Annotated in this window: 13 protein-coding genes; 6 read left to right on the top strand and 7 right to left on the bottom strand. The window is 41.4% G+C overall.

The features are described 5' to 3' along the window. A complete protein-coding gene (locus VIM89_RS10630; RefSeq protein WP_488156127.1) occupies positions 1-1260 on the bottom strand; it encodes an MFS transporter in 1260 nt (419 codons plus the stop codon). A gap of 37 nt (positions 1261-1297) precedes the next feature. Next, the gene (locus VIM89_RS10625; protein ID WP_488156126.1) at positions 1298-1735 is read right to left on the bottom strand and encodes a MarR family winged helix-turn-helix transcriptional regulator; all 438 of its coding nucleotides are present in this window, start codon (positions 1733-1735) and stop codon (positions 1298-1300) included. A 149-nt stretch (positions 1736-1884) separates the two neighbouring features. Between VIM89_RS10625 and VIM89_RS10620 the strand changes: the two genes are divergently transcribed. Genes VIM89_RS10620 through ybeY form a run of 3 tightly spaced genes read left to right on the top strand, consistent with a single transcriptional unit; the run spans position 1885 to position 6075 of the window. Then, positions 1885-5214 carry a DUF4175 family protein gene (locus tag VIM89_RS10620; protein WP_488156125.1) on the top strand — a complete coding sequence of 1110 codons (3330 nt, stop codon included), beginning with the start codon at positions 1885-1887 and terminating at the stop codon, positions 5212-5214. Between the two features lies 1 nt (position 5215). Continuing rightward, entirely contained in the window at positions 5216-5638 is a 423-nt protein-coding gene (locus VIM89_RS10615; protein WP_488156124.1) for an ATP-binding protein, read from the top strand. Next, a complete protein-coding gene (ybeY, locus tag VIM89_RS10610; RefSeq protein ID WP_488156123.1) occupies positions 5638-6075 on the top strand; it encodes an rRNA maturation RNase YbeY in 438 nt (145 codons plus the stop codon). Before VIM89_RS10615 ends, ybeY begins: the two co-directional genes overlap by 1 nt. On the opposite strand, the gene VIM89_RS10605 is transcribed toward ybeY, so the two are convergent. After that, positions 6072-6554 carry a hypothetical protein gene (locus tag VIM89_RS10605; protein WP_488156122.1) on the bottom strand — a complete coding sequence of 161 codons (483 nt, stop codon included), beginning with the start codon at positions 6552-6554 and terminating at the stop codon, positions 6072-6074. The two genes, ybeY and VIM89_RS10605, sit on opposite strands and share 4 nt — an antisense overlap. A gap of 197 nt (positions 6555-6751) precedes the next feature. On the opposite strand from VIM89_RS10605, the gene VIM89_RS10600 reads away from it, so the two are divergent. Further along, the gene (locus VIM89_RS10600; protein ID WP_488156121.1) at positions 6752-7261 is read left to right on the top strand and encodes a glutathione peroxidase; all 510 of its coding nucleotides are present in this window, start codon (positions 6752-6754) and stop codon (positions 7259-7261) included. Between the two features lie 54 nt (positions 7262-7315). Here VIM89_RS10600 and VIM89_RS10595 read toward each other — a convergent pair whose 3' ends face one another. The 4 genes from VIM89_RS10595 to VIM89_RS10580 all read right to left on the bottom strand — a co-directional run bounded on the left by VIM89_RS10595 (position 7316) and on the right by VIM89_RS10580 (position 10467). Further along, positions 7316-8110, bottom strand: a complete 795-nt coding sequence (locus VIM89_RS10595) for an MlaD family protein (protein WP_488156120.1) — start codon at positions 8108-8110, stop codon at positions 7316-7318. Continuing rightward, on the bottom strand, positions 8107-8898 hold the full coding sequence (locus tag VIM89_RS10590) for an ABC transporter ATP-binding protein (protein ID WP_488156119.1): 792 nt from the start codon (positions 8896-8898) through the stop codon (positions 8107-8109). Before VIM89_RS10590 ends, VIM89_RS10595 begins: the two co-directional genes overlap by 4 nt. A gap of 1 nt (position 8899) precedes the next feature. Continuing rightward, a complete protein-coding gene (locus VIM89_RS10585) occupies positions 8900-9673 on the bottom strand; it encodes an MlaE family ABC transporter permease (protein ID WP_488156118.1) in 774 nt (257 codons plus the stop codon). Positions 9674-9756: 83 nt separating this feature from the next. Further along, complete coding sequence (locus VIM89_RS10580) at positions 9757-10467, bottom strand: pirin family protein (RefSeq protein WP_488156117.1); 711 nt, start codon at positions 10465-10467, stop codon at positions 9757-9759. Between the two features lie 146 nt (positions 10468-10613). Between VIM89_RS10580 and VIM89_RS10575 the strand changes: the two genes are divergently transcribed. Continuing rightward, positions 10614-11219, top strand: a complete 606-nt coding sequence (locus tag VIM89_RS10575; RefSeq protein ID WP_488156116.1) for a Rossmann-fold NAD(P)-binding domain-containing protein — start codon at positions 10614-10616, stop codon at positions 11217-11219. Then, the gene (locus VIM89_RS10570) at positions 11216-13081 is read left to right on the top strand and encodes an ABC-F family ATP-binding cassette domain-containing protein (protein ID WP_488156115.1); all 1866 of its coding nucleotides are present in this window, start codon (positions 11216-11218) and stop codon (positions 13079-13081) included. The genes VIM89_RS10575 and VIM89_RS10570 overlap by 4 nt, the downstream gene beginning before the upstream one ends. The last annotated feature ends 1 nt before the right edge of the window (position 13082 follow it).

The following is a 13082-nucleotide window of genomic DNA, read 5'->3' as shown; positions in this document are numbered from 1 at the left end:
TTAAACCGTTTGCACGGTTTGTTGCCCCAAAGCAGGCATAGGCTGTTGTTTTTTGAGCTTTTCTTTCCTTAAGAAACGCATGTGCAGCAAACCTATTAGTCCGGCTATTATGCCCTCGCCAAGTAGGGTATTTGGCGTTCCGATCCATTTGGATACAGAACCGATCACCAGGCCGCCCAATGGTTGCATACCGAAAACCGCCATCGCATAAAAGCTGATCACACGGCCGCGCATATTGGCGTCGACAGTAGTTTGTATCAATGTATTACTCACCGTAACCTGCGACATCATACCAAAACCGGTAACTGCTGAAAACACCAGCGCCAACGGGTAATTATCTTCATGCGAAAACAGTATCAATCCGGCGCCGAATATCAGCGTATTAACAGCCAATATTCTTTTCAAGTTCGTGCCTGGCTTTAATGATGCCAGGAATATGGCACAGCTGAATGCTCCTAAGCCTATCACGCTATCTATAATGCCGAATGTTGACGCGGTTCCCTTAAAAATATCCCTTGCATATACAGGCAATAGGGTGCTGAATGGCATCACCAACAAACTGATCAGCGCCAGCATGATAATAATAAAAGCAATTGATGGTGTTTGTTTCAGGTACTCGAATCCTTCCTTCATCTCGCCGAAGGCATTTTTGGTATGCACCTGTTTAATATATTTTGGCAGGCGCATAAGCAATAATGAGCCGATAACTGCCAGGAAGCTTAAGGCATTCAGTGCGAAACAGGTCCCATCGCCCAGTTTCTCAAGTATGAAACCTGCAATAGCCGGCCCTATCAATCTTGACAAATTAACCATAGATGAATTGAGTGCCAATGCATTAGGCAAATCTTTTTTATCATCGATCATCTCATACACCAATGCCTGCCGCGCCGGTACGTCAAAAGCGTTGATAATTCCCAGCATTACGCTGAGCGCCAGTATCTCCCAAACTTCATAATGACCCATTAAGATCAATATGGCCAGGATAGCAGCCTGTACCATAGATGCGACCTGGGTAACTAACAATACCTTAAAGCGGTCATACCTGTCGGAAATTACACCACCTAACAATGAAAATAAAAAGGATGGGAACTGGCTTGCAAACAAGGTCAACCCTAGCATAAAAGTGGAATGCGTAAGCGAGTAGATCACCCAGCTTACTGCGGTTTTCTGCATCCATGTCCCGATAAGAGAAACGGATTGCCCTGTAAAATATAGCCGGTAATTGCGGCTTCCGAATGCTTTAAAAGTGGTAATATTCATTTATTCGTTTGGTAGATTGTGTTTTTATTTTCTGCCTTTATTCGTGATCGATGATCCTATTCAGCGGACCCATCATTTTTTTCAGCAGGCTTATTTCCTCTTCATTACAGCTGCCACTGATCGCCTTTGCCAACCATTCATCCCGCTCAGCACGAACTCTTAAAAGTGTTTCTTCTCCCGTTTTAGTCAGAGAGATCAGCACCTTGCGCTTATCGATATCTGACGCTGTCCGGTTAATATATCCCAACTCTAACAGATGGTTCAATATCTGCGACATGGATTGATTGGTGATCTTTTCAGAGGCAGCCAGCTCACTCGGTAATAGTTGCTTATTCTGATACAGCAGCGACATGGTCGATCGCTCAGTAAGCGACAAATGTTGCCCCGTAACTGATTCTTTACGCAGTTTTTTGATCAAACGGGTGAACAATGTTCTTAGTTCAGATGCCAGTTCCAGGTCGGAATGTTGAGTCATAAAAATTAGTTAGTTAAACTTATCAGTTTGCCTTACAAATATACGGCGACTATCCCTTTTTTGAAATGCACGATTATCATTTAAAAGTTATAATTTTGATATTTATGTTGCGTTAAAACTATAATTAGCGTATTTGTCTGAAATAGATTATGCGGTCATCGGAAAACTACGAGTTGTTAATCAGCAAGATCGATACTTTCATCCGCAAGTATTATTTCAACAATTTGCTGCGGGGATTGATATTTCTTGGCGCAGGAATATTTTCAGCCTACATCATTATCACCGTCAGCGAGTACTACGGCAACTTTAATTCCGGCTTCCGGACCTTCCTTTTTTACTTTTTTATCCTGCTGAATTTAGGACTGATCGCCTGGCTCATCCTTCCCTCATTTTTAGCATGGCTTAGACTTGGCAAAACCATTACGCACGACCAGGCGGCCGAGATCATTGGTAAACATTTTACCGATGTAAGCGACAAGCTACTGAACACGCTTCAGCTTAAAAAACTGGCCGACGGCAACCAGCAGCAACGCGAACTGATAGAAGCCAGTATCGACCAAAAAATTGAGACACTAAAGCCGGTTAGTTTTCCATCAGCGATCAATATAAAAGAGAATACCAAATACCTGAAATGGGTAGTATTCCCCGCAGCTGTCATCTGCATCATTGCACTGGCGGCGCCATCTATCCTGACAGAAAGCACCAAAAGGATCATCAGGCATAATGAATATTTTGCACCTGTTGCTCCTTTTAAATTTGTGGTTTTAAACCAATCATTATCTGTTGTTCAAGGCGATGATCTGAAATTGAATCTAAAGCTGAATGGTGACAAACTGCCATCGGATGTTTATATAGAAACCGCTAACAATACTTTTAAACTGGATAAAGATAACATCAGCCATTTTCATTATCAGTTCAGAAATCTGCAAAAGAATACCACTTTCAGGTTAACGGCCAACGGGTTTACATCTCTACCATACGAGATTAAAGTAAACCTGAAACCGTCTTTACTACATTTTGATGTTCAGCTGAATTATCCTACCTATCTGAATAAAAAACCGGAACAGTTACTCAACGCCGGCGATCTTACTCTTCCTGCCGGAACAACCGTAAAATGGCAGTTCCATACGCAAAATGCTACAGGCATTCAATTCGATATAAATAATAATCGCACCAATGCGGTTAAGTCGGGTGATGATGCTTTTGAGCATACTGAAAGGGTTTATAAAAATTCATTCTATAAGATCAGTCCGCAGAATGAAAATGTAAACCGCGGTGATTCAGCAGCCTATCGAATTAATGTAATCGCTGATGAAATGCCGGCCATAACCGTTGAGGAAAAATCAGATTCGATCAGCAGTAAGGCGCTTTATTTTAATGGTAAAATTCAGGATGATCATGGTTTTTCGTCTTTGACTTTTAACTATAAGATCGGAGCTCCTGGCGATAAGAACTCTGAACATACTATTACCCGTTCCGTCAAGGCTGATCTGAGCAAAACCCAGGCTGATTTCTTTTACTTCTGGGATATGAAGCAATTGGGAGCCAAACCCGGTGACCAGGTAATTTATTATTTTGAAGTTGCAGATAATGATGGCGTTAGCGGTCCTAAAAAAGTGCGCTCGCCTCAGCGTACACTGAATGTACCAGACCAGAAACAGCTGAATGAAGAACTGGAAAAAGGCACGCAGGCGGTGAAGGACAAAATGCAGTCGGCCATTAAATTGGCCAGCCAGATAGAGCGCGACGCTCAAAAGCTGAATCAAAAGTTACTGGATAAAAACACCTTATCTTTTGATGAAAAGAAAGAGATAGACGATCTGCTGCAAAAGAAAAAAGACCTGGACAACTTGGTGAAAGACATACAGGCCGAGAACAAAAAGAACATGGTTAACCGCCAGGAAAACGAACAGCAGAATAAGGAAATTTTAGAAAAGCAGAAGGAGATTGAAAACCTGTTTAATAATGTGCTCGACCCTAAAACTCAGGATCTGTTGAAGAAACTTCAGGCACTAATGGATCAGGAGCAAAAGGACATGACACGCGACCAGTTATCCAAAATGCAGATGGACAACAAATCACTAAGAAAAGAGCTTGACCGTATACTGCAGCTGTATAAAAAACTGGAATTTGACCAGAAATTGAACCAGAATATCAATACGCTTAACCAACTGGCAGACAAGCAACAAAAACTTTCTGAACAGACAAAACAGCAGGGTTCAGATGCCAAACAATTGCAGCAGGAACAGGAAAAACTTAAACAGGATTTCCAGGATGTCAAGAACTCGCTGGATGACCTGCAAAAGCAAAACGACAGTGCTGAACAAAAAAACAATTTCGAAAATCCGAAAAGTGACGAACAAAAAATTGATCAGCAAATGAGTCAAAGTTCTGATCAATTGCAGAAGAATGACAAGCAGAAAGCCGCTCAGTCACAGCAAAATGCAGCCAAGCAAATGCAGCAGATGGCTAAGCAAATGGAGGACAAAAACCAGGAGGGCGAGGATACGCAAAACAATGTTGATGCGGCACAGCTACGCGAATTGTTAAAAAATCTCGTTAATAGCTCATTCGATCAGGAAAAAGTTATGGAAACGTTGAAAAATACTAATCCAACTGATCCAAATTATGCTATATTAGCACAAAAACAAAAGGACATAAAAGACAACTTAAAAACGGCAGAAGACAGCCTATATGCCTTAAGTCGACGGGTTCCGCAGATACAAACAACTGTAAACCAGGAGATAGCAAGCATAAATAGTCACATTGATGAGTCGTTGGAAAATCTGGGCGATCGCCGCACGGCAGAAGCTTCAAGAAATCAACAATATGCCATGACATCAATGAACAACCTGGCACTGATGCTGAATGAGGCGCTGGAGCAGTTGCAGAACTCGATGAAGAACGGCAAAAGTGGCAGTGGAAAAGGCAAACAGCCCTCGCTATCGCAGCTGAACAAGATGCAGCAGCAGTTGAACCAGAACATGCAGCAGATGCGCGATCAGTTGCAAAAACAGGGTGGAAATATGTCACAAAGTCAGCGCGCGGGCATGAGCGAGCAACTGGCAAAAATGGTCAGGCAGCAGGAAATGATAAGGCAGGCGCTGCAGGAAATTAATAAAGACGAGAACAAAAACGGCACCGGAGGTATCGGCAATTTGGATAAAATTTCAAAAGAAATGGAACAAACTGAAAACGATATCGTAAACAGGCGAATAACTGATGAAGTGCTAAAGAGGCAGCAGCAGATCCAAACCCGGATGCTTGAAGCAGAAAAAGCTCAGCAACAAAGGGATCAGGATCAGAAGCGGGAAAGTAATGCGGGAAAGGATATGCCTCCAGGATACATTAAGGCGTTGCAGGACTACCAAAAATCGAAAGAAAAACAGACCGAACAAATTAAGACAGTATCTCCGGCACTTAATTTGTACTATAAACAAAAAATAAAATCTTACTTTGATCAACTTAATGCCAAATAACATGCAAGAAGCGAATGTACAAACCAGCGAGCTTTATACTTTACAGCTCCCTTCCAAACCGGAAAGCATAACGCAGCTGGAGCTTTTGATAGAGCAAATAGCAGACAAACACCAGGTTAGCGAAGATACCTTTGCTAATATGATGACTTGCCTGAATGAGATTGCTATAAATGCGATTGTACATGGCAATAAACTGGATGAGAATAAGAAGGTGATCATCAACGCAGAAGTTGATTCTAAGCGTGTTGTTTGGACAGTAACTGACGAAGGCGAAGGTTTTGACTACGATCACCTGCCTGACCCAACTGCCGAAGAAAACCTTGAGGCCTTAACCGGACGCGGTGTTTTCATCGTAAAACAGCTGGCAGATCAATGCATATTCAACCAAAAAGGAAATGAAGTTGAACTTCATTTTAAAATATAATGCCCTCAATAAATTTCTTTGAAGAGGATATCAGCTTTAAACTAAAGAATAAAACAGCGGTAAAACAATGGGTAAAAGCCACCATTGAAGCCGAGGGTTACAAGCTAAAAGAACTCAACTATATTTTCTGCTCAGACGAATACCTGCTGAAGATCAATCAGCAGTATTTAGATCATGACACTTATACTGACATTGTCACCTTTGATAACTCTGAAAAAGAGAGCGTTATTGAAGGTGATATTTTTATTTCTATTGACCGCATCCGCGAAAACGCCTTAAAATTCAACTCAGGAGAGGTGAATGAATTACATAGGGTAATCATCCACGGCGTTCTGCATTTACTTGGTTATCAAGACAAAACGGCAGAAAAAAAGAAGGTAATGACAGGTAAAGAGGATTATTACTTGGCTAAGAGAACTTCCGATAAAAGTAATTAATCCGATTCATTAGGAATATTATCTTCAAACCATTTGTAGTAGTTGGAAGGAGTTTCTCTTTCAGCCAATACCCAATAGATGTCATATATAAGGGTTTTTATAAAAAAAACTTTTACAGGCTGAGGGTAATTATCGTCGAGTCCTTGAGATTGAATCAATTGATTTAAATAATTATTATCAATATATTCATTTAAATCGTCAAGCTTGGACTCCATTAGCAAAAGTATTGATAAATACCACGACTTCAATTCGGAGTCATCGTACACTTCCTGAAGCATCGCTTCCATGAAGGAAGTATGCCATTCAAGTAATTCCATATGATAATGTCCGCAAATTTCAGTTTCGATACCATTGGGTGTAGCGTTTCGCTTTGAAATATCATTAAAAAAAATCATAAAAGTTCGAAGCACTGAATCCCAAACTCCGACTGTTCTTTCCGTGTTTCTGTTATTTTTGACATATATAAATGAATGCGCCATATAAGAATTATCTACGTGATAAGAGTTAGTATTTACAGTGAAGTTAATAATACTTTGCTTTTTTATTGTAGCTTGGGTTTTATCCTCAGTAACCGGCTACAAAATTTTACATAATTCCGATTTATATTTTCAGGTAATTGCGGTTTTATTAGTGTAATTTTACTCAGCACTTTAAAACGAAACCAAAATTCAATAACATGAAAATATTAGCAATCTTCCTAACGCTTTTATTCGTTGCTCCTGCTTCTGTCTATGATTTTAAACTAAAAAACATTGATGGTGAAGCTTTCTCATTAGCCAAATACAAAGGCAAAAAAGTACTGATCGTTAATACAGCTTCAAAATGCGGTTTTACCCCACAATATGCTGAGTTGCAAAAACTAGCTGATCAGTATAAAGACAAAGTAGTTGTTGTAGGCTTCCCTGCAAACAACTTCGGGCAACAGGAGCCAGGAAATGCGTTAGAGATCAAATCTTTCTGCCAGAAAAACTATGGCGTTACCTTCCCTTTAAGCCAAAAAATAAGTGTTAAAGGTGATGACATCGATCCATTGTTCAAATATCTGACAGAAGCACCAAACCCCGATTTTACCGGAGAGATCAAATGGAACTTTGAAAAATTCCTGATCGACGAAAATGGTAAATTAATCCACCGTTTCCGCTCACAGGTTACTCCGCTTTCTCCTGAACTGACTAAGTATTTATAACAAATTCCACCGGGATATTCTACCAGGCTCCCCGATTATATCGGGGGGCCTTTTTTATGGCTTGGGCTGATCATCTTTTTTCTGTTGATCGTCCTTCTTTTGCTGATCATTTTGCTGTTCCTGCGCTTTCTTTATAGAATCCTGGCGTGCTTTTTCCAATTTTTTCTTCTTTTTAAAGAAGCCTCGCAGTAAGAAATTGCTTTGTGCAGCTTTCAGGTCCTCATTTAAAGTACCTGTTGTTTTGTGGACATTGGCAATGGTGCTTTTAGCCTGATTCACTGTCCCTTCCAGATCTTTGGCCATTTTATCGTTGTTAAGTAATCGGCCTATACTTCCCTTACCATGGTTTACTTTATCTATAATTTCTGCAAGTCCGCCCACAAGTTCATCGGCATCGTCGGCTATCTTGCTAAACTTATTAACGAGCCTGTCTACATCAAAAGGGTTTACCCCCGTTAATTCATCGCCATTTACAACTCCCTGGTTACTATTCGTCCCTCCTGATGATATTACGATCAGCTTATCGCCCATCAGCCCATCGCTACTGATACTTAGTTTAGCGTCCTTTTTAATAAATTTTCGGACATCTTCATTCAGGGTAAGAATCACTTTTACAGTCGTATCGTTAACAATCACGATATCCTTCACAACGCCAACATTTATCCCCGCAAAACGGGCATTATTACCAACCTGCAACCCATTGACATTCTTAAACATACCATGTACGTTGAACGTTTTTGTAAACAGTCCTTTCTTATTCCCTATAAGGAATATACCGGCAATCAGCACCGCCAGCCCGGCGAGCACAAAGCCTCCTATTTTTATTTTCTGTCCGGATGTTGTTTTCATAGCATAGGTTTTAAAAAAAACGAGCATACAAACTCGTCCTTTGATTTTTTGATATCATCAAACGAGCCTTCTGCCACATATTCGCCATCGTTCATCACTACCACGCGGTCGGCTGTAATTTCAGCACATTCCATATCATGTGTGATAATGATCGAGGTGGTTTTATATTTTTTCTGCATTTTCAGTATCAGCTGACTTATCTCCCGCGAGGTGATCGGATCTAGCCCGGTTGTCGGTTCATCATAAAGCATGATCTCCGGCTTAACGATCAGTGTTCGAGCCAAGCCCAACCGTTTTCGCATACCTCCGGAGAGCTCTGAAGGCATTTTATCGATTGCATCCGCCAAACCCACACCTTCTAACGCTTCTTCCACCCGCTGATCTATTTCAGCCTGATCCCTTATCTTCAGCACTCTTGTAAGCGGAAATTCAAGGTTTTCTCGTACCGTCATCGAATCATATAATGCCCCGCTTTGAAACAGGAAACCAATCTTAGTACGTAATTCTTTTAGTTGCTTTTCGTTCATTTCAGGGACATCGTCTCCAAACACTTTAACTTCGCCTTCATCAGGTATTAGCATACCAACAATACATTCGATTGTAACCGATTTACCCGTGCCTGATTTACCTAGGATAACCACATTCTCGCCGCGATGCACATCCAAATCAACGTGTTTTAGAACATGATGATCACCAAATGACTTCTTTAACCCTTTGATGTGGATCACCAGCTCTTTCTTTTTGGAAGATGAGTGCTTTTGCTCTTCTATCGTTTCCTTGTCTTCCATATCAATAGATAATGATGTTGCTGATCTGTACCACAATAGCGTCTATAACAAATATCCAGAGCGATGCAGCCACTACAGCTGAATTTGCCGATAAACCAACACTCTCGGTGCCTTTATTTGAATTGTAGCCTTTGTAACAACCTATAAAGCCTATTACAAAGCCAAAGAAGATCGTCTTGATAAATGCCGGCAGCAGATCGGAAAAATTGATAGAATCGAGACACTTGTTGAAATAAAGCGTCATAGTAACTTTGCTCGAGATATTGATAGCCAGGAAACCACCGATCAGACCTATAACATCGCCCAATAAGGTAAGTAAAGGCACCATCAAAGTAGTGGCCAGTATGCGCGTTACTACCAGATACTGCATAGGGTTGGCCCCGGATACATCCATGGCGTCTATCTGTTCGGTCACCTTCATACTGCCGAGCTCGGCGCCTATGCCTGATGCGATCTTGCCTGCGCAGATCAGGGCGGTTATTACGGGACCTATCTCCCGTATAATGGCTATCGCAAGCGTTCGCGGTAGCATACTCTCGGCCCCAAAACTAACAAGGGTTGGCCTCAGCTGTAACGCTAAAACCAACCCCATTATAAATGCTGTTATACTTACCAGGGTAAACGACTTATACCCAATTTCGTAGCATTGACGCACAAATTCCGACCATTCGAAACCACCGCGAAACATATTTCTAAAAAATCCTTTTAAAAATATGACCTGGTCGCCGCTTCCTTCAAGCCACTTTTTCCATCCTGGTAATGCCTGTTCTGCCATAGGTAATTGGTTTATTGTCGTAAACGATTGCATTTCAAATCGTTTCGGGCAGTTCAAAAACCTTTGGCCCGGTCAGGCCTATTTTATCTCATAGGAACTTCCATGATTAAAATGCGTGACTGTTTTAGGGTTTCAATGGTAAATGAACTTACATCTTCAACACCTAAAGCGTCCCTTTTGTTTAATTCGGTGCCTTCCACAGCTATTTGGCCCTCCATCAGGAAGATATAAGCGCCGTTTCCGGGTATCTGGATGTCGTATTTTATTTTCTGTCCCGGCTCAAAATCACCCATAGAAAATATAGCATCCTGGTTGATCCATAAAGCCTCGCCACCCTTTACCGGAGAGACCAACGTAGTAAACTGGTTAGGCTTTAAGTCTTCGATAAAGCTTTTCTGATCATATCTTGGCTTTATGTTCATTTCCTTTGGGAAAAGCCATATTTGCAGGGTATTGGCATCTTCAGTTTTTGAATGATTATATTCCGAGTGCTGTATACCGGTTCCTGCCGACATTACCTGCACTTCTCCTGCGGTGATCACACCGGTATTGCCCATACTGTCGCGGTGCTCCAAAGCGCCGGAAATAGGGATAGTGATGATCTCCATGTTATCATGCGGGTGCGTGCCGAAACCGGTGCCTCCTGCAATGATATCGTCGTTTAATACACGTAATGCACCGAAATGCACTTTAGCAGGATTGTAATAAGGGCCAAAGCTGAATGAGAAATTAGCTTTTAACCAACCGATGTCGTTATGCCCGCGTTCGTTAGCAGGGTGAATTGTTTTCTTCATGATTTTAATAATTTCCTTCAAATTATATGTTTAAACACACAATATTTATTCCACAATTTCAGATTGCTTATTTTTGCATAAAATTATGAACTTCTTATGTCAAACAAGGCGGTCATAGCAGGCGCAAGCGGACTAATTGGCAGTAATTGCTGAATATACTGCTGAACGAGTCTTACTATGATGAAGTTCTGATTTTAGTGCGAAAGGAATTGCCGGTCAGCCATAAAAAGCTGGTCCAACTGGTGATTGATTTTGATAAGCTGGATGATCATGCTGCTGCGATTACTGGTCATGCTGTATTCTGCTGTTTAGGTTCGACGGTTAAAAAGACACCGGATCTGGCAGTATATCGCAAGATCGACCATGATTATCCGTTGATACTGGCACAATTAGCCCGGCAAAATGACGTTGAACAATACCATTTGGTATCATCAATTGGGGCAAATAGCCAATCATCTAACTTTTATACGAAGATGAAAGGCGAGGTTGAAGAAGCCATTGAAAAGGTTGGTCTGAATTGTTTGCATATCTATCAGCCATCGGTGCTGACAGGCGGCAGGAAAGAATCCCGACCTATGGAGCGGTTTATCATCGGATTGATGAAAGTGGTTGATCCATTGTTAGTCGGAGGCTTGAAGAAATACAGGAGCATCTCCGCCGGTACCGTCGCCAGGGCAATGTTCAATGAATCGATAAAGAAACAGGAAGGTGTATTTGTGCATGCTTCCGACAAAATAAAGTTATTAGCGTGAGTACATATCTATCTGCTGAAAATTTAGGTCATTCATTTCATGACCACTGGCTGTTTAAAAACCTGACCATCGGCATCAACCGTGGACGAAGGGTAGCGCTGGTGGGTGTGAATGGTGCGGGAAAGTCTACCCTATTGAAATTACTGGCCGGACAGTTTTTGCCGGTTGAAGGAAAAGTTGTACAAGCCCGTGACTTGCGTATGGGCTACCTGGAACAGGACCCTACTTTTGATAAGGCATATACCATCAGCGACTATATCTTTCATTCGGACAACAAGCAGCAACAACTCATCCGGGAGTATGAGAACCTGCTGGAGAATGATCCAAATAATACTAAAGCTATAGATAAGGTCACCGAAGAGATCAGTAATAGCAATGCATGGGAATATGAATATAAGATCAAGACCATTTTAGGTAGATTGGATATTCATCACCTCAACCAAAAAATAGACACCTTATCAGGTGGTCAGCGTAAGCGTCTTGCTTTAGCGCGTTTACTGATAGAAGAACCAGATGTATACTTGCTGGACGAGCCCACTAACCATTTGGACATTGATACCATTGAGTGGCTGGAAAAGCTATTGACCGAAGGTGCCAACACTATTGTAATGGTAACACACGACCGATATTTCCTGGATAATGTGTGTAACGAGATACTGGAGCTTGATAATAGCAAGGTGATCCCATACAATGGCAACTATGCCCATTACCTGGAAAAGAAAGCAGAGCGTGAAGCAGAATCAGAAGCACAGTTTCAAAAGAACTCGAACTTACTTCGCAAAGAGCTAGAATGGATGCGCAGGCAACCCCAAGCTCGTGGCACTAAATCAAAGGCTCGTATAGATGCCTACTATGATTTAGAAGAAAAGACTAAGAATGCAGGCTCAAAAGCTAAGGTCGAGTTGAGCGTGAAAACTTTCCGCCAGGGGAATAAGATTTTAGAGCTTCATCATTTATATAAGGCGTTTAACAATCATCAGTTGATCGCTGATTTTAACTATGTATTTAAAAAAGGTGATCGGATTGGTCTTGCTGGCAAGAATGGCAGTGGTAAGTCGACCTTATTAAATATGATCACGGGCAATTTGCAGCCGGATAAAGGTGAGATCGTCCTGGGTGAAACTACAGTGATGGGCTATTTCCATCAATCGGGGATGAGCTTTAAAGAAGATGACCGGGTAATTGATGTGGTAAAGAACGTTGCTGAGTTCATAACGATGGCTGATGGAAAGACGATTTCTGCTTCAGCCCTATTGACGCTATTCTTATTCCCACCTAAAAAACAGCATGGGTTTATATCCAACCTAAGTGGTGGCGAGAAAAAGCGTTTGCAGCTACTCCAAATATTGATGAAGAATCCGAACTTCCTGATACTTGATGAGCCCACTAACGATCTGGACATTGACACCTTAAATGTATTGGAGGAATTTCTGACCAATTATACAGGGATATTGATGTTGGTATCGCACGACCGTTACTTATTGGACAAGCTCACCGATCAGCTATTCATTATGGAAGGCGATGGGAATGTGAGGATATTTAATGGGAATTATTCATCCTACAGATATGAGCTGGAGATCTCAAAACAGCAAGCCAAAGCTGCTATTATAGAAAAGGCCGAAGTAAAGAGTCAACCTAAAAAGAGCAAGCTTAGCTTTAAAGAACAAAAGGAGTTGGTGGTCTTGGAAAAAGAAATTGCAGACACTGAAAACAAGATCAAATCACTGTCTGAAGAAATGAATTCGGGCATAGCAGACCATGAAAAGCTAAGCAACCTGGCTCAACAAATACAGATTTTAACTAATCAGGTGGACGAGAAAAGCCTGCGCTGGATGGAATTAACTGAACTAAACGAAGTATAAT

Origin of the sequence: Mucilaginibacter sp. (genome assembly GCF_036568825.1) — a bacterium.
Lineage (GTDB): Bacteria > Bacteroidota > Bacteroidia > Sphingobacteriales > Sphingobacteriaceae > Mucilaginibacter.
The sequence above is the reverse complement of the archived record's forward strand: the minus strand, read 5'-3'. Positions and strand labels throughout refer to the sequence as shown.